Genomic DNA, 17,406 nt, shown 5'->3' on the forward strand with positions numbered 1-17,406 from the left:
CGGGATCCGCGGGCCTGAGCGCCGGATCAGGGGTTGGCGCTATGTACCGTACCGGTCGTCCCGGTGCGGACCCCTTCGGCCAGGGCCACCTGTGGTTATCCGCGGTTGACGGCGGAGGGGCGCGCGGTGGCGCCGGTCCCCTCGCCCGGGTTCAGGCGTGCTGCTTCTCGCGTTCGGTCGCGGTGGCGCGGGCGGGAGGGTGCCGGCGGCCGGCGGCGTCGGCCCGGTGCCTGCGGCGGACCCAGGCGTCGGCGACGAAGAGCAGGCATCCCAGGAGGGCCAGGGCGACGCTCGCCAGGATGAGGGTGATCGCTGTCGTGATCAGGTCGGTGTCGATCATGGGCAGCCTCTCCTTCCGTCGTGGGTCGGGGACTCTCGTCCCGGCGACAAGGGTAATCACCGTCGACCGGAGTTCCCGGCGCCTCCCTGCGTGGCGCGGGTCACTTCCCCGGCGGTCGGAGCGGCGGGGCCCGGGGACAGGGGGTCCGGGAGGAAGGCCGACCGGTGGCGAGTGAAACGGTCGTCCCTGGTCAGTGGGGACGAAAGCGTGCTCCCCGGACCGTCCCGGGGCCCGCGCCCGGCACGGACAGGGCCCGCCGCGGACGGGAGCCGCCCCGGCGGCATCCGGGAACGCGCCCGGGGGACCGGTGGGAGGGCCTCATGGCAGTGAACGTCTTCGTCCTGGGGTTGGACGAGTGCAACGAGGAGACGCTGCGCGCGCTGCCCGACGCCGGGAACTACCGCTTCCACGGCCTGCTCACCATCGAGGAGCTGCAGTACGGCGACGACATCGACATCCGCGCCCTCCTGGAGGAGGCGCGGCGGCGGCTAGACGGCTTCGACGGGCCCGTCGACGCCGTCATCGGCTACTGGGACTTCCCCGTCACCTCCATGGTCCCCCTCCTGTGCCGGCGGTACGGGCTGCCCTCCGCCCCGCTGGAGGCCGTCGTCAAGTGCGAGCACAAGTACTGGAGCCGCCTGGTGCAGCGCGAGGCCATCGACGAGGTCCCCCGCTTCGCCCTGGTCGCCCCGGACGCCACGGCCAGGCCCGACGGCCTGTCCTACCCCCTGTGGCTCAAGCCGGTGAAGTCGTTCTCCTCCGAACTGGCCTTCCGGGTCACCGACGACGCCGGGTTCCGCGAGGCGCTGCACCGGATCAACGAGGGCGCCGGACACCTCGGGGAGCCGTTCGAGTTCGTCATGAGCCAGGTGCGGCTGCCGCCCGAGGTCGCCGAGGCCGGGGGGTCGGCCTGCCTGGCGGAGGAGGAGGGGCGCGGCGACCAGGTCACCGTCGAGGGCTACGTCCACCAGGGGAGGGCGCGCGTCTACGGCGTCGTCGACTCGCTGCGCTATCCCGGCGCCTCCAGCTTCCTGCGCTACCAGTACCCCTCCCGGCTGCCGGGGGAGACCCTCGACCGGCTCGCGGACCTGTCCCGCCGGGTCGTCGAGCGGGTCGGCCTGGACGCCACGACGTTCAACATCGAGTTCTTCGCCGACGCCGAGACCGGCGACGTCACCCTCCTGGAGGTCAACCCCCGGCACTCCCAGTCGCACGCCAGGCTGTTCGAGAACGTGGACGGCGCGCCCAACCACGAGTGCGCGGTGCGCCTGGCGCTGGGGCGCGCACCCGAACTGCCCCACCGGCGCGGCAGGTACGCCGTGGCCGCGAAGTGCTTCCTGCGTCACTTCCACGACGGCCTCGTCCTGCGCGTGCCCACCCCCGGGGAGGTGGAGCGCGTGGAGCGGGACGTCCCCGGAACCGTGGTGAGGATCGTCGCCCGAGAGGGCGAGCGGCTCTCCGCGCTGCACGCCCAGGACAGCTACAGCTTCGAGCTCGCCCGGATCTTCGTCGGAGCCGACGACGAGGAGCAGCTGCGGGACCGCTACCAGGCCTGCGCCGACGCGCTCGACTTCCGGATCGACGACACCGACGACCGATAGGGGGACGACCGCCCATGCGCACGGTCACCGCACTGCCCAACGAGGTACGCCAGGACGAGCACCTGTGGATCCCCCTGCGGGACGGGACCCGCCTGGCCGCCCGGATCTGGCGCCCCACCGGTTCCGACGACGCCCCGGTCCCGGCCGTCCTGGAGTTCATCCCCTACCGCCAGCGGGACCTGACCGCGCAGCGCGACTCGATCCACCACCCCTACATGGCCGGGCACGGGTACGCGTGCGCCCGCGTGGACCTGCGCGGCAGCGGGGACTCCGAGGGGGTCCTGGCCGACGAGTACCTGGAGCAGGAGATGAACGACGCCGAGGAGGTCCTCGCCTGGCTCGCCGACCAGCCCTGGTGCGATGGCCGGACCGGGATGATGGGCATCTCCTGGGGCGGGTTCAACGCGCTTCAGGTCGCCGCGCGCGGGCCCGAGAGCCTGCGCGCGATCGTGACCGCCTCCTCCACCGACGACCGCTACGCCGACGACGTGCACTACATGGGCGGATGCCTGCTGGGCGACAACCTCTCCTGGGCCTCCACCATGCTCGCGTACAACTCCTGTCCGCCGGACCCGGCCGTGGTGGGGGAGCGCTGGCGGGAGATGTGGCGCGAGCGGCTCGACGGCAGCGGGGTGTGGCTGGACACCTGGTTGCGCCACCAGCACCGCGACGACTACTGGAAGCACGGCTCGGTGTGCGAGGACCTCCGGGCCGTCCGGGTGCCGGTGCTCGCGGTCAGCGGTTGGGCCGACGGCTACTCCAACGCCGTGTTCCGCCTGCTCCAGGGGCTGGAGGTGCCCCGGCTCGGGCTGATCGGCCCGTGGTCGCACAAGTACCCGCACCTGGGCAAGCCCGGACCCGCCATCGGCTTCCTGCAGCAGGTGGTCCGCTGGTGGGACCGGTGGCTCAAGGACGTCGACAACGACGTCATGGACGAGCCGATGCTGCGCAGCTGGATGCAGGAGAGCATGCCGCCCTCCACCGCCTACACCGAACGGCCGGGGCGCTGGGTGGGCGAGCCGTCCTGGCCGTCGCCGCACGTGGTGTCGCAGCGGCGGCCGCTGCTGCCCAAACGCGTCGCGGAGCCCGACGAGGCCGTCGGCCCCGCCGAGCTGTCCCTGCGGTCGCCGTTGTCGGTGGGCCAGTTCGCGGGGAAGTGGTGCTCCTACAACGCCCCGCCGGACCTGCCCTACGACCAGCGCGAGGAGGACGGCGGCTCGATGGTCTTCGACAGTGAGCCGCTGACCGAGCGCTGCGAGATCCTGGGCTCGCCGGTGGTGGACCTGGAGGTGGCCGCGGACCGCCCGGTCGCGATGGTGGCGGTCCGGCTCTCCGACGTCGCCCCGGACGGAGCGGCCACGCGGGTCACGTACGGCCTGCTCAACCTCGCCCACGCGGACGGGCACGAGAGACCGGAGCCGCTGGAGCCGGGGCGGCGCCACACGGTTTCGGTCGTCCTCAACGGCGCCGCCCAGGCGTTCCCGGCCGGGCACCGGATCCGCGTCTCGCTCTCGACGTCGTACTGGCCGCTGGCCTGGCCGCCGCCCGAACCCGTCCTGCTGTCGGTCTTCTTCGGCGGGGACACCGCCCTGAGGCTTCCGGTGCGCCGGGTCTCCGAGGGCGACGACGTCGCGCCCGTGCCCTTCGACGAGCCCGAGGGGGCCGAGCCCATCGCCACCACCCGGGTGGCGATGGGCGAGCAGCGCTGGACGGTCATCCGCGACCTGGTCGACTACGAGTCGGAGCTGCACGTGGTCAAGGACCTGGGCACCGTCCGCTTCGACGGCATCGGCCTGGAGGTCACCCGCCGCTCGGAGGAGCGCTACACCCGGACCGGGGACGACTTCGACTCGGTGCGCGGGGAGGCCGAGTGGACGATGCGTTTCGCCCGCGGCGACTGGGACGTGGAGACCCGCAGCCGGACGGTGCTGACGTCGTCCTCCGCCGACTTCCACCTGCACGCCACCCTCGACGCCTACGAGAACGGCGAGCGGATCGCCTCGCGCGACCACACCGCCGACATCCCGCGCGACTGCGTCTGAAGTCCGGCGGGTGGTCCGCGCTCGGAGCCGCCACTTCCCGCAGGACCCGCTCTCCTCGCCGGTCTTGACCCTTCGGGGGCTCGACCGCCTCCGGGACTCCGGAAGGGTCAAGACCAGCGGGGAGCCCGATGATCCGGGCGGAGGTTTTCCGGGACCGGTGGGTTCGGGGCGGCGGGCGCGGTTAGTCGGGCGGAGCGGGGCCGGAAGGCGGCTCCGGCGGACGAGAGGGGACGTGGAACATGAAGGCCGTAGTGTGGCACGGCATCGGGGACATCCGGATGGAGGACGTCGCCGAACCGGCGCTCCAGGACCCGAACGACGCGATCGTCCAGATCACCACCAGCGCGATCTGCGGAACCGACCTGCACATGGTGCGCGGCACGCTCCCGGGCATGGAGCCGGGCATGGTCATGGGCCACGAGGGCGTGGGCGTGGTCACCGAGGTCGGGCCCGGGGTGCGCAACTTCAGTCCCGGGGACCGGGTGGTCATCCCGTCCACGATCGGCTGCGGCACGTGCAGCTACTGCCGGGCCGGGTACTTCGCCCAGTGCGACAACGCGAACCCCGGCGGGCGGCGCGCCGGAACGGCGTTCTTCGGCGGACCGCGGTCGACGGGCTCCTTCCCCGGGCTGCAGGCCGAACGGGTGCGTGTGCCCTACGCCAACATCGGCCTCGTGCCGCTGCCCGAGCGGGTGAGCGACGAGGAGGCCGTCCTGCTCTCCGACATCTTCCCCACCGCCTGGTTCGGCGCCCGCCTGGCCGAGGTCGGGGCCGGGGACACCGTCGCGGTCTTCGGGTGCGGCCCGGTGGGGCTGTTCACGATCCTGAGCGCGCGCATGCAGGGCGCGGGGCGGGTGATCGCCGTCGACGGAGTGCGCGGCAGGCTGGAGCAGGCGCGGGCCCTGCACGCGGAGGTCGTCGACTACAACACCGAGGACCCGGTGGCAGCGATCCTCGACCTGACCGGGGGGATCGGGCCGGACCGCGTCGTCGACGCGGTGGGCGTCGACGCCGAGCGGCCCAAGAGCGGACCGGCGGCCCCGGACCGCGCGGCCGCGGACAGGTTCGAGGCGGAGCGCTCGGCGCTCGTGCCCGGCGCCCGCCCGGCCGGGGACACCTGGGTGCCCGGGGACGCGCCCTCCCAAGCGCTGCGGTGGGCGGTGGAGACGGTGGCCAAGGCCGGGACGGTGTCCGTCATCGGGGTCTACCCGCCCGGCGACGAGACCTTCCCGATCGGCATGGCCATGAACAAGAACCTCACCCTCAACATGGGCAACTGCAACCACCGCAAGTACATCCCGGGGCTGGTGGACATGGTGGCCTCGGGCGCGGTCGACATCACCTCGGTCCTCACCCAGGAGGAGCCCATGGCCGCGACCGCGGTCCTGGACGCCTACGCGGCCTTCGACCGCCGCGAACCGGGCTGGACCAAGGTGGCGATCACCACCGTGTGACGCGGGCCGGACCGGCCCGCCCGGACGGGGCTGCGGGGCCGCGCGGCGGCACGGGAGCGGTCAGTTCACCTGGACGCCGATGAGGCACGTGTCGTCGTCGGTGTCCGAACTGCTGTGGGTGAGCAGGTGGTCGAGCCGCTCCTCGAGGTGGCCGACCGGGTACCGCGCGATCGCCAGCAGCCCGTCCAAGGACTGCTCCAGGGACCGGTCCCTGCGCTCGATCAGGCCGTCGGTGTACATCAGCAGGACGTCGCCGGGCTCCAGCGTGCGGCTCTCCTCCTCGTACTCGGCGTCGGGCGCGGCGCCCAGCAGGATGCCCTCCAGCAGCGGCAGCGTCACGGCGCTCCCCCCGCGCACCAGAACGGGGGGCAGGTGCCCGGCGCGCGCCCACCGCAGCGTCCGGCTCCCCGGGTCGTAGACGCCGCACACGGCGGTGGCCGTGACCCGGTCGGTGAGGTGGGTGGCGACGGTGTTGAGCCAGCTCAGGAGCCTTCCCGGGCCGGCCCCCGTGGTGGCCAGGCCGCGCAGCGCGTTGCGCAGGGCCACCATCCCGGTCGCGGCCTCGATGCCGTGCCCGGCGACGTCGCCCACCACCAGCAGAACCCGGCCGCCGGGCAGGACCACGGTGTCGTACCAGTCGCCGCCGACGAGGTGCTCCTTCTCCGCGGGCCGGTAGCGGACGGCCACGCCCAGTCCCGACGCGCCGACCGGCGGCGGGGCCTCGGGCATGATCGCCTGCTGCAGCCGCAGAGCCAGGCGGTCGCCCTCGTCCGCGCGCTGCTCGCTGTCGGCGAGGCGGTCGCGGGTGACGGCCAGCGCCAGCTCGGTCCAGTGCTGGGCGGAGACGTCCTGGTACGCCCCGCGCACCGCGACCAGGCGGGCGGCGGGGTCGACGACGGGTTCGGCGACCACGCGGATGTGCCGCACGACGCCGTCGGGGCGCCGCAGCCGGAACGCGGTGGAGGCCGGTCGCCGGTGGTGCAGGACGGTGCGCGCGAAGCCGCGCACGGCGGCCGCGTCGTCGGGGTGTACGTGGGCGGCCAACCGGTCCAGGGGGATCGGCCGCGCGCCCGGCGGCATCCCGTACAGGTCGAAGAGCTGGATGTTCCAGACGACGTCCCCGGTCGTCAGGTCCTCCTCGAAGCCGCCGATGCGGCCGAGGCGCTGGGCGTGCTGCAGCAGCGTGGTGAGCCGTTCGGCCTCCTCGTGGACGCGCCAGGTCAGCAGCAGCAGGTCTCCGTGGCGGCCGACGCCCACGGCGGCCGTGGCGGACACCGGGATCCCGTCGACGAGGGTTGCCAGTTCCATCGAGTCGGTATGGAAGGCCGCGCCGGTGGCGTGGACGTGCTCGATCCGCTCGAACAGGCCCGCCTCCGTTCCGGCCATCGGGTAGGACTCCAGCAGCAGCGTCCCGGTGAGGGCCGTCGCCGGGCGGCCCGCGAGGTCGGTGAAGCGTCCGTTGACGTGCTCGATCCGGAAGTCGGTGATCCGCCCGTCCCCGGCGCGGCGCGGCCGCAGCACCATCGCGGGGTCGAGGAGGCTGTCCGCGAGGTCGGTCAGCGGCGCCGCCGCGCCGTCCGGGAGGCCGGCGGGGTCCGCTCCGCGGGCCGCCGCGCCGCCCAGGGTGTGCGCGCACAGTTCGGCCAGGGCGGGCAGCTGCCGGTGGGTCCGCGGCGGCAGGGCGTCGGGGGCGGGCTCCCAGCAGACCTCCAGGACGCCCAGGACGCGGCCGTTGGCCTCGGCGGGCAGGACGCAGCGGCCGCCGGAACCGCCCGGAGCGCGGAACGAGGGCGCGGAGTCCGGGTCGGAGGGGGTGCTCCACACCGGGCGCCGTTCGCGCAGCGCCCTGCGCGCCAGGGTGGGGAGGCCGGGAGGGACGTGGCGCCAGCGGGCCGCTTCGGCGGGGGAGACCCCGGCGTGTCCGGCGAGCGTGAGGCAGTCGTCGCGGGTGAGCTCCCACACGGCCAGGGCGGTGGCGCCCAGCGGGGCCAGGGCGTTCGCCAGCAGGGAGCGCGCGGCGGCGTGGGCGTCGGAGGCGGCCAGGAGTCCCGATTCCGCGGTGCGCAGCCGTACGGCGTCCGACGGGCCGGCGGCGCCGTTCACGGTCCCCGGATGCCGGGAGGAGCGGGAGATCAGGTCGTCGGCGGTCCGGTCGACGATGTCGGCGGCCAGTTCCGGCACCGACGACCGCGCGGCCCCGGCCAGCTGCTCGAGCTGCCGCGCGGCGGCCGCGGGCCCGCAGCGCAGGCGTTCCATCAGGACGCCCTTGGCGAGTTCGACCACGGCGCGCGCGTCGCGGTCGGCGGCCTCGGCCCGGAGCCGGCGGTGCAGCCGGTCCACGACGGAGGCGAGCCGTTCGGTGTCGCCGCGCACCGGGCCCTCCGCGTTCGGCGATTGCGGGATCTCCACGAAACCGGTGCTCCTTCGCGCCTCGGGCACATCTGGCGCCCCAGGTGCATCCTAGATCGGTTCGCGCGCCTCCATCGGTGATCTCGGCGTCAGCGTCCTGCGATGTCCGTTCGGGGGGGCTGACGCCGAGATCACCGATGGGAAGGCGGCATCAGTCAGTAGGACGTGTGTTTCGGGGCGAGCCAGCGGCGGATGCACTCGACGAGTTCGTGGGCGTCCACGGGTTTGGTGATGTGGTCGTCGGCGCCCGAGGCGAGGCTCTTCTCGCGGTCGCCCCGCATGGCCTTGGCCGTCACGGCGATGATCGGCAGGTGGGCGTGGGCGGGCATCGCGCGGATGGCGGCGGTGGCCGCGTACCCGTCCATCTCGGGCATCATCACGTCCATCAGGATCAGGTCGATCCCGGGGGTGCGCTCGAGGAGGTCGATCCCCTTGCGGCCGTCCTCGGCGTGCAGGACGCGCAGGCCGTGGAGTTCGAGGATGCCGGTGAGCGCGAAGACGTTGCGCACGTCGTCGTCCACCACGAGCACCGTGCGGCCCGCGAGCGCGTCGGCCTGCTCCTCCCGCCACGACGGCCCGGTGTCGGGGCGGTCGTCGGGGCGGTCCAGCGGCGGCACGTCGCCGGGTTCGTCGGCGCCCAGGTGCAGGGTGATGCGTTCGCGCAGCTCGTCCAGGCTCGGCAGCAGCTCCACGGACCGCGCGCGGGTGTGCTCGCGCAGTGTCTGTTCGCGGTCGGGGTCCAGGCGGTTGCTGTGGTGGGCCAGGATCGTGAAGCCGTCCGGGGCGGGGGCGCCCCGCACCGACTCCAGGAAGCGCCGCGTCTCGGCGGAGGGCATGTCCAGGTCGAGCACGACGCAGTGGAACGGTTCGGCCGCCAGCGCCGCCGCGGCCTCCTCGCCCCGCACGGCCTCGACCACCTCGACGGGGCCGCGCGGGGCGGCCTCCCCCCGGGCCCCTGCCAGGTCGGCGACCGCGCTCTCGGCCACCAGGGACAACAGCCCCTTGCGGTGGCTCTCGACCACCAGGAGCCGACGCCGGTCCTGCGGCTCCGCGCTCCGGCCGCCGACGGGGCCGGGACGGGTCGTGGGCAGGTACAGCGTGAACGTGCTGCCCTCGCCGACGGTGCTCGTCGCCTTGATGGCGCCGCCGAGCAGGTAGGCGATCTCGCGGCTGATGGAGAGCCCCAGGCCGGTGCCGCCGTACTTGCGGCTGGTGGTGCCGTCGGCCTGCTGGAACGCCTCGAAGATCAGGTCCAGCTGCTGCTCGGCGACGCCGATCCCGGTGTCCGCCACGCGGATGGCCAGAACCGGGCCGCGGGCGCGGACCGACGCGGGCACCTCCGACTCCCCTGCCGGCTCGAACCGCAGCTCCACCTCGCCGGACTCGGTGAACTTCACGGCGTTGGACAGCAGGTTGCGCAGCACCTGCCGCAACCGCGAGTCGTCGGTGACCAGGCTTTCGGGGACGCCGCGTCCTACGCTGATCCGGAAGTCCAGCCCCTTCTGGGCGGTCAACGGGCGGAAGGTGGCGTCGGCGTACTCCACCAGCCTGCGCAGCGGGACGGGTTCGGGGCTGAACTCCATCTTGCCCGCCTCGACCTTGGACAGGTCCAGGATGTCGTTGATCAGCTGCAGCAGGTCCGACCCCGCCGAGTGGATCACCCCGGCGTACTCCACCTGCTTGGAGGTGAGGTTCCTGGTGGGGTTCTGCGCCAGCAGCTGGGCGAGGATCAGCAGGCTGTTGAGGGGGGTGCGCAGCTCGTGGCTCATGTTGGCCAGGAACTCGGACTTGTACTTGGAGGCCAGCGACAGCTCCTGGGCCCGGGTCTCCAACTCCTGGCGGGCCTGCTCGATCTCCAGGTTCTTGGTCTCGATGTCGTGGTTCTGGCTGGCCAGCAGCGCGGCCTTCTCCTGCAGCTCGGCGTTGGAGCGCTGCAGCTCCTCCTGTCTGACCTGGAGCTCCTCGGTGCGGGCCCGCAGCTCCTCGGCCAGCCGCTGGGACTCGCCCAGCAGCTCGTCGGTGCGGACGTTGGCGAGGATGGTGTTGACGTTGACGCCGACGACCTCCATCAGCTGCTCCAGGAAGTCCCGGTGCACCTGGGCGAAGGGGCGAACGGAGGCGAGCTCGATGACGCCGAGCACCTGGTCCTCGACCATGATCGGCAGCACGATCAGGCTCTCGGGGGTGCTGCGGCCCAGCCCCGAGGAGACGGTCACGTAGCCGTCGGGCAGGCCGTCCACGACGATGGTGCGGCGGCTGCGCGCGGCCTGGCCGACCAGCGACTGGCCCAGCCGGAACCTCGTGGGCGGCCCGTTCGGGTCGGCGTCGGGGTGGCCGTAGGAGCCGATCAGCTCCAGCTCGGTTCCGCCGGGCGCGTCGACCGCCAGGTAGAAGGCGCCGTACTGGGCGCGGACCAGCGGGGTCAGCTCGTCCATGATGAGCTCGGCGACGACCGCCAGGTCGCGGCTGCCCTGGATGAGGCCGGACACGCGGGCCAGGTTGGACTTGAGCCAGTCCTGCTCCTGGTTGGCGCGGGTGGTCTCGCGCAGCGAGTGCACCATCGTGTTGATGTTGTCCTTGAGCTCGGCGACCTCCCCCGAGGCGTCCACGGTGATGGAGCGGGTCAGGTCGCCCTCGGCGACGGCGCTGGTGACCTCGGCGATGGCGCGGACCTGGCGGGTGAGGTTCCCGGCGAGCTCGTTGACGTTCTGGGTGAGCCGCCGCCAGGTGCCCGAGACGCCCTCGACCTCCGCCTGCCCGCCCAGGCGCCCCTCCCTGCCGACCTCGCGGGCCACGCGGGTGACCTCGTCGGCGAACGCCGACAGCTGGTCGACCATCGTGTTGATGGTCGTCTTGAGTTCGAGGATCTCCCCGCGCGCGTCCACGTCGATCTTGCGGGTCAGGTCGCCCCTGGCCACCGAGGTGGTCACCTGCGCGATGTTGCGGACCTGGTTGGTCAGGTTCCCGGCCATCGAGTTGACGTTGTCGGTGAGGTCCTTCCACGTCCCGGCGACGTTGGGCACCCGGGCCTGCCCGCCGAGGCGGCCGTCGGTGCCGACCTCGCGGGCCACGCGGGTGACCTCGTCGGCGAACGAGGAGAGCTGGTCGACCATCGTGTTGATGGTCTCCTTGAGCTCCAGGATCTCCCCCCGGGCGTCCACCCGGATCTTCTGCGACAGGTCGCCCCTGGCCACCGCCGTGGTCACCTGCGCGATGGCGCGGACCTGGGCGGTGAGGTTGTCGCCCATGACGTTGACCGACTCGGTCAGGTCCTTCCAGGTGCCCGAGACGCCCTTGACGTCGGCCTGCCCGCCGAGGCGGCCGTCGGTGCCGACCTCGCGGGCCACGCGGGTGACCTCGTCGGCGAACGAGGAGAGCTGGTCGACCATCGTGTTGACGCTCGTCTTGAGCTCCAGGATCTCCCCGCGCGCGCCGACGTCGATCTTGCGGGTCAGGTCGCCCCTGGCCACCGCGGTGACGACCTGGGCGATGGACCGGACCTGGGCGGTGAGGTTGCCCGCCATCAGGTTCACCGAGTCGGTGAGGTCGCGCCACGCCCCGTCGACGCCCGGCACCCGGGCCTGTCCGCCGAGGCGGCCGTCGGTGCCGACCTCGCGGGCCACCCGGGTGACCTCGGAGGTGAACAGCGACAGCTGGTCGACCATGCCGTTGAACACGACCGAGATCTCGCCGAGCAGTCCGTCCCGGTCGGCGGGAAGGCGGGTTCCGAAGTCGCCGTCGCGGACCGCGGTGAGCCCTGCGAGGAGGCGGCGCAGCTCCGCCTCGTCGGCCTTGTCGATGCGACGCGAAGCGGTGTCCGAACCCTGGATCATGGCACTCCTCATCCCGTGGCCCGCGTTCCGCGGGTCGTGTCAGGACCGGTCGAACGGACTGCCGGCGCGCTGTCGGACAGGAGCCCGGCGTCCATCGTCCCACGATATGTAATGATCTCCGTGCTGTCGGCCCGGTCCGGGAGAACGCCCGGAAACCCCGGGGACCGCTCCGGTGTCGTCCGGGTTCGGTAGCGTCGACGGAGTCCCCCTTCCCCCGAATGACGGGAGGTGCCGACGGTGGCATCCGGTGAACCGTTCCGCCCGGCCGTTCTGGAGGGGGTGCTGGAGCGCCTCACCTACGCCAACGAGGAGACGGGCTACACCGTGGCCCGGGTGGACCCGGGGCGCGGCGGCGACCTGGTGACCGTGGTCGGCGCCCTGCTGGGCGCGCACCCCGGGGAGTCGCTGCGCATGGAGGGCCGGTGGGGGTCGCACCCCCAGTACGGGCGGCAGTTCCAGGTGGAGAACTACACCACCGTGCTGCCCGCCACCGTGCAGGGCATCCGCCGTTACCTCGGATCGGGGCTGGTCAAGGGGGTCGGCCCGCGCCTGGCCGAGAACATCGTCGGCCACTTCGGCGCCGAGGCGCTGGACGTCATCGAGAACACCCCCGAGCGGCTGATGGAGGTGCCGAAGCTCGGCCCCAAGCGCACCAGGACCATCACGGAGGCGTGGGAGGAGCAGAAGGCGATCAAGGAGGTGATGGTCTTCCTGCAGGGGATCGAGGTGTCGACGTCGCTGGCCGTGCGCGTCTACAAGAAGCACGGCGACGCCTCGATCCGGGTGGTGCGCGAGGAGCCGTACTCCCTGGCCGCCGACGTGTGGGGGATCGGTTTCAAGACCGCGGACACCATCGCCCGCGCGGTCGGCATCCCGCACGACAGCCCTCAAAGGGTCAAGGCCGGGATCCAGTTCACCCTGTCCGAGTCCACCGGGGACGGCCACTGCTACCTGCCCGAGGACGCGCTGATCAGCGAGGCGGTCAAGATCCTCCAGGTCGACTCCGCGCTGGTCATCGACTGCCTGGCCGAACTCGTCGCGGAGGAGGGCGTGGTCCGGGAGAAGCTCCCCGACGGCGACGGCGAGGCGGTGACCGGGGTGTACCTGGTGCCGTTCCACCGCGCCGAGATCTCCCTGGCCGGGCAGCTGCGGTCGCTGCTGGCCGCCGGGGAGGACCGGCTGGGCGCGTTCGCCGACGTGGACTGGGACCGGGCGCTGGGCTGGCTCGGGAAGCGCACCGGAACCGACCTGGCGCCCGCCCAGGAGCAGGCGGTCAGACTCGCGCTGACCAGCAGGGTCGCGGTGCTGACCGGTGGACCCGGCTGCGGCAAGTCCTTCACCGTCGCCTCCGTCATCACCCTGGCCGCGGCCAAGCGGGCCAAGATCATCCTGGCGGCCCCGACCGGGCGCGCGGCCAAGCGCCTGACCGAGCTGACCGGGCACGAGGCGTCCACCGTGCACCGGCTGCTGGAGCTCAAACCGGGCGGCGACGCCTCCTACGACCGGGACCGGCCCCTGGACTGCGACCTGCTCGTGGTGGACGAGGCCTCGATGCTCGACCTGCTGCTGGCCAACAAGCTGGCCAAGGCCGTCCCGCCGGGCGCGCACCTGCTCCTGGTCGGCGACGTCGACCAGCTCCCCTCGGTCGGCGCGGGCCAGGTGCTGCGCGACCTTCTCGCGGACGGCTCGCCCGTGCCCAGCGTCCGCCTCACCCAGGTGTTCCGCCAGGCCGCCCAGTCGGGGGTGGTCGTCAACGCGCACCGCGTCAACACCGGCAAACCCGTCGAGCTGGAGGGGATGTCCGATTTCTTCCTCTTCCCCTGCGACGACACCGAGACCGCCGCGGAGCTCACCGTCGACGTGGTGGCCAACCGCATCCCCCGCAAGTTCGGCCTCGACCCGCGCCGGGACGTGCAGGTGCTGGCGCCCATGCACCGGGGTCCCGCCGGGGCGGGCAACCTGAACCAGCTCCTGCAGACCGCGCTCACCCCGCCCCGCGAGGGCGTGCCCGAGCGCCGGTTCGGCGGACGCGTCTTCCGGGTCGGCGACAAGGTCACCCAGATCCGCAACAACTACGACAAGGGCGCGAACGGGGTGTTCAACGGCACCCTCGGCAACGTCACCGCCATCGACCAGGTCGAGCAGTCGCTGACCGTCCTGACCGACGAGAACGAGGAGATCGGCTACGACTTCGCCGAACTCGACGAGCTGACCCACGCCTACGCCCTGACCGTGCACCGCTCCCAGGGCAGCGAGTACCCCTGCGTCGTCGTCCCGGTCACCACCAGCGCCTGGATGATGCTGCAACGCAACCTGCTGTACACCGCGATCACCCGCGCCAAGAAGCTCGTCGTCCTGGTCGGTTCGCGCAAGGCCGTCGCCCAGGCCGTGCGCAACACCGCCTCGGGCCGCCGCCACACCGCCCTGGACCACCGCCTGGCGGTGGGCCGCTAGGGAGTCTCGGGCGCGGGGATGATTCGGTGTCGGGAGTCCGCCAAGCGGATCGTCAGGGTGTTCTTGTGTGCGGCGCGGTGACGGGGGCGGCGACGGCGGGTGCGGGTCGGGGCCGCGCCCATGATGTCCGTTGCGTGAGGGTGTCGTTGACGGTCGTGGGCTTTCTGCCCGTTTCGGGGCCGGGAAGGGCAGAAAGCCCATGATCATTCCGGGTGGGGGCGGAACCGGCCCTCGAATGTCCGGTGATCTTGCTGTTTCCCCCCGAGGTCAAGGTTCGCGGGGGGAAACAGCAAGATCACCAACGGAAACCACGCGAAACGGACGTCGTGGGCGCGGCCCCGACCCGCACCCGCCGTCGCCGCCCGCCGTCACCTCGCGATCCGCGTGACAGGAGGCCGAAAGACCCACCCGAAGCACCGGCACGCCGAACCACCCCCGCGCCGGAGACTCCCTAATGCGCCGTGTCCGTTTCCCCGCTGCTCTTGACTTTTCCGGGGCCTCGATCGCCTTCGAGACTCCGAAAAGGTCACGATCACCGGGAAGAGCAGCGGGGCGGATCAGGAGGAGGGCAGGTCCAGTTCGAACCAGACCACCTTGCCGGTGGTCTTTCCACTGGTACCCCAGCGTGCCGCCAGGCGGCTGACCAGCTGCAGGCCGCGGCCGCCCTCGTCGGTCTCGGCCGCGTGGCGCAGCACCGGCCGGTGCTGGTCGTCGTCGGTGACCTCGCACAGCAGGGTGTCGGTGCGCAGCAGCCGCAGCTCGATCGGACGCGAGGCGTGCCGGACGGCGTTGGTGACCAGTTCGGTGGCCAGCAGCTCGGTGACGTCGACGCAGTCCGGCAGCCCCCAGACGGTGAGCGTGTCGCGTACCAGCCGGCGGACCCGGGCGGGCGTGGTGACGCGCGGCTGCAGCAGCCACTGGGCGACGTTGCCGCTGGGCACCCCGCGCAGCCGCGCCACGAGCAGTGCGACGTCGTCCTCCCGGTCCTCCGCGTGCAGCGCCCGCAGCAGCGTCTCGCACTGGGCGTCCAGCGGGAGCCCGGGCTCGGAGAGGTTGTCCAGGAGCGCGGCCAGGCCCGTGTCGATGTCCTGGCCGCGGCTCTCCACGAGGCCGTCGGTGCACAGCACCAGCACGTCGCCGTCGGACACCGACACCTCCAACGGCTCGAAGGCGACGCCCCCCACCCCGATCGGCGCGCCCGTCGGCGGGCGCAGCAGCTCCGTCCGCCCGTCCGCGCGCAGCAGCGCCGGCGGTATGTGCCCGGCGTTGGCGAACGTGCAGCGGCGGGCGACCGGATCGTAGATCGCGTAGACGCAGGTGGCCAGGTAGCCGGGGCCGAGCCGCTGGGCGAGGTCGTCCAGGTGCCGGAGCACCTGGTGCGGCGGCAGGTCCATGGCCGCGAGCGTCTGCACGGCGGTGCGGAACTGGCCCATGGCCGCCGCGGACCGGATGCCGTGCCCCATGACGTCGCCCACGACGAGCGCGACCCGGCTGCCGGGAAGCGGGATGGCGTCGAACCAGTCGCCGCCGACCTGCGCGGTGTGGCTGCTGCTGACGTAGCGGTGGGCGATGTCGACGCTGGACAGGCGGGACGGCAGGGTCGGCAGCATGCTGCGCTGAAGGGCGTCGCCGATGGTCGCCTGGGACCGGTACAGGTAGGCGTTGTCCACGCCCAGGCTGGCCTGGGCGGCGAGCTGGCGCGCCGCCAGCATGTCGACCTCGTCGAAGGGCGGGCGGTCGGGCCTGCGCAGCAGCGTGACGGCGCCGAGCGTGCGCCCCCGCACGTACAGCGGGATGGCGAGCAGGGACCGGTCGAGCACGGTGGGCGGCGCGGCGTCGGCGTGGTGCGTCCCGGCCAGCTCGCGGGCCAGGTCGGCGTCGACCCGGGGGACGGCGACCGGCTCGTTGGTCGCCATCGCGAGGTGGACGGGGCTCGTCGGGGACGGCACCTGGATGCGGCCCTCGGGCGCGATGCCGCTCCAGTGCATCGGGTCCTCGTCGTGGGCGACGACCACCCGCCGGATCTCGGCGGACAGCGCCCGGACGGAGTCCGGGAGCTCGACGTCGAGCTGGTGCGGGGAGAACAGCGCCTCCAGGAGGTGCACCGCCGCGAAGTCCGCGATCCCCGGGACCATCGCGTCCGCGAGCGCCCGGGCCGTCCGCTCCGGGTCCAGGCTGGCGCCGATCTCGACGGTGGCCTCGTTGAGGAAGAGCAGCGGCTCGCGGAGCGCCGCCCGCTGGGCGAGGCCGACCGGAGGGGGCCCGGCGCCCTCGTCGGCCTTCTCGGTCCCGACTGGCGCGCGGGCGCCGCCGTCCGGAGGCGCGGTGTCGTCCGCGGCGTCGGGCCTCTCGGTTCTCGGTTCCATCAGATCAGGCTCTCTGCACTGGTGAGATAGGCAGAATCGGATTCCCCGAATATCTCCCCGGAATTACGCGGAGTTTCGGCCGTGCTGCTCCGGTGCGGTTTCGGTGCGCCGGTATCGGGCGCCCGGGGGCGTGTTTCTCCGGTGTTTCCGGGGCGGCGCCGCGGGGCGCTCGGACGGGGTGTTCAGCCGACGCGCCGACAGGTCAGGAACAACTGGACCTCGGCTTGGGCCTGGGTGCTGGACGGGGCGTACGAGCGCGCGGTCTCGTCCTCGATCGCGAAGCCCGCGGCCCCCAGCACGGAGCGCAGCTCGTCCCGGAAGTAGCCGGTGACCCGGACCTGGTGGCCGAGGAACGGGATGAGGAGGTCGTCGACGTCGGCCTCGACCATGGCCAGGCAGAACCGGCCCCCGGGCACGAGTACGCGGTGGATCGACTCCAACGCGTCCGGGATCCGCGCGCGCGGCAGGTGTAGCAGGGAGAAGAACGCGACGACCGCGTCGTACCGGTCCCGCTCGGCGGCGAGGTCGATCATGTCGAAACGCAGGAAGCGCGCCTTGGGGACGTTGCGGCGCGCGATGTCCAGCATGCCCGGCGAGATGTCGATCCCGGTCACCTCGCAGCCGGCGTCGGCGAGCTGGCGGGAGGTGGGCAGCCCCGTGCCGCAGCCGACGTCCAGCACGCGGGCCCCCGGGGGCAGCTTCCCCAGGAGGAGGTCGACGCACTCGACCTGTCCCTCCTTGTGCGGGAAGGCGTCGTCGTAGCGGTCGCCGATGTCGTCGTACGCCGTCGCCTGACTGGTCTCCCGCTCGGTCCAGGCGCGGTCGGCATCCGGTTTGGTTATGTCCGCTTCATTCCCGCCCATAGCCACCTGTCCCTTTTTCTTAATTTTTTGTTCGGATTCGGCAA

9 protein-coding genes are annotated in these 17,406 nt (G+C 72.7%); 4 read left to right on the forward strand and 5 right to left on the reverse strand.

Annotated features, from left to right (window positions below; genetic code table 11):
• Positions 1-151: 151 nt before the first annotated feature.
• Positions 152-340: a hypothetical protein gene (locus tag EV190_RS15535; protein ID WP_133742291.1), complete on the reverse strand. Its 189-nt coding sequence runs from the start codon at positions 338-340 to the stop codon at positions 152-154.
• A gap of 320 nt (positions 341-660) precedes the next feature.
• On the opposite strand from EV190_RS15535, the gene EV190_RS15540 reads away from it, so the two are divergent.
• The 3 genes from EV190_RS15540 (at position 661) to EV190_RS15550 (ending at position 5,437) form a co-directional block, all read left to right on the forward strand.
• Positions 661-1,941, forward strand: a complete 1,281-nt coding sequence (locus EV190_RS15540; RefSeq protein ID WP_133742292.1) for an ATP-grasp domain-containing protein — start codon at positions 661-663, stop codon at positions 1,939-1,941.
• Positions 1,942-1,955: 14 nt separating this feature from the next.
• Positions 1,956-3,983: a CocE/NonD family hydrolase gene (locus tag EV190_RS15545; RefSeq protein WP_133742293.1), complete on the forward strand. Its 2,028-nt coding sequence runs from the start codon at positions 1,956-1,958 to the stop codon at positions 3,981-3,983.
• A 239-nt stretch (positions 3,984-4,222) separates the two neighbouring features.
• Entirely contained in the window at positions 4,223-5,437 is a 1,215-nt protein-coding gene (locus EV190_RS15550) for a zinc-dependent alcohol dehydrogenase (protein WP_133742294.1), read from the forward strand.
• 60 nt (positions 5,438-5,497) lie between these two features.
• Here EV190_RS15550 and EV190_RS15555 read toward each other — a convergent pair whose 3' ends face one another.
• Together EV190_RS15555 and EV190_RS15560 are read right to left on the reverse strand one after the other, a co-directional pair.
• Entirely contained in the window at positions 5,498-7,846 is a 2,349-nt protein-coding gene (locus tag EV190_RS15555) for a SpoIIE family protein phosphatase (RefSeq protein WP_208113191.1), read from the reverse strand.
• Positions 7,847-8,001: 155 nt separating this feature from the next.
• Positions 8,002-11,676 (reverse strand): HAMP domain-containing protein, encoded by a 3,675-nt coding sequence (locus EV190_RS15560; RefSeq protein WP_449182430.1) that lies wholly within the window; start codon positions 11,674-11,676, stop codon positions 8,002-8,004.
• 240 nt (positions 11,677-11,916) lie between these two features.
• Here EV190_RS15560 and recD2 point away from each other — a divergent pair, with 240 nt between their 5' ends.
• Positions 11,917-14,133 carry an SF1B family DNA helicase RecD2 gene (gene recD2 / locus EV190_RS15565; protein ID WP_133742297.1) on the forward strand — a complete coding sequence of 739 codons (2,217 nt, stop codon included), beginning with the start codon at positions 11,917-11,919 and terminating at the stop codon, positions 14,131-14,133.
• A 557-nt stretch (positions 14,134-14,690) separates the two neighbouring features.
• Here recD2 and EV190_RS15570 read toward each other — a convergent pair.
• Entirely contained in the window at positions 14,691-16,499 is a 1,809-nt protein-coding gene (locus tag EV190_RS15570) for a SpoIIE family protein phosphatase (RefSeq protein WP_133742298.1), read from the reverse strand.
• Between the two features lie 182 nt (positions 16,500-16,681).
• Complete coding sequence (locus EV190_RS15575) at positions 16,682-17,362, reverse strand: class I SAM-dependent DNA methyltransferase (protein ID WP_133742299.1); 681 nt, start codon at positions 17,360-17,362, stop codon at positions 16,682-16,684.
• Between the last annotated feature and the right edge of the window lie 44 nt (positions 17,363-17,406).

The organism is Actinorugispora endophytica (assembly GCF_004363075.1).
GTDB lineage: Bacteria > Actinomycetota > Actinomycetes > Streptosporangiales > Streptosporangiaceae > Actinorugispora > Actinorugispora endophytica.

Coding starts and splice junctions, on each gene's coding strand:
- EV190_RS15535 (WP_133742291.1), bottom strand. CDS start 340: ATGATCGACACCGACCTGATCACGACAGCGATCACCCTCATCCTGGCG.
- EV190_RS15540 (WP_133742292.1), top strand. CDS start 661: ATGGCAGTGAACGTCTTCGTCCTGGGGTTGGACGAGTGCAACGAGGAG.
- EV190_RS15550 (WP_133742294.1), top strand. CDS start 4,223: ATGAAGGCCGTAGTGTGGCACGGCATCGGGGACATCCGGATGGAGGAC.
- EV190_RS15575 (WP_133742299.1), bottom strand. CDS start 17,362: ATGGGCGGGAATGAAGCGGACATAACCAAACCGGATGCCGACCGCGCC.
- EV190_RS15570 (WP_133742298.1), bottom strand. CDS start 16,499: ATGGAACCGAGAACCGAGAGGCCCGACGCCGCGGACGACACCGCGCCT.
- EV190_RS15545 (WP_133742293.1), top strand. CDS start 1,956: ATGCGCACGGTCACCGCACTGCCCAACGAGGTACGCCAGGACGAGCAC.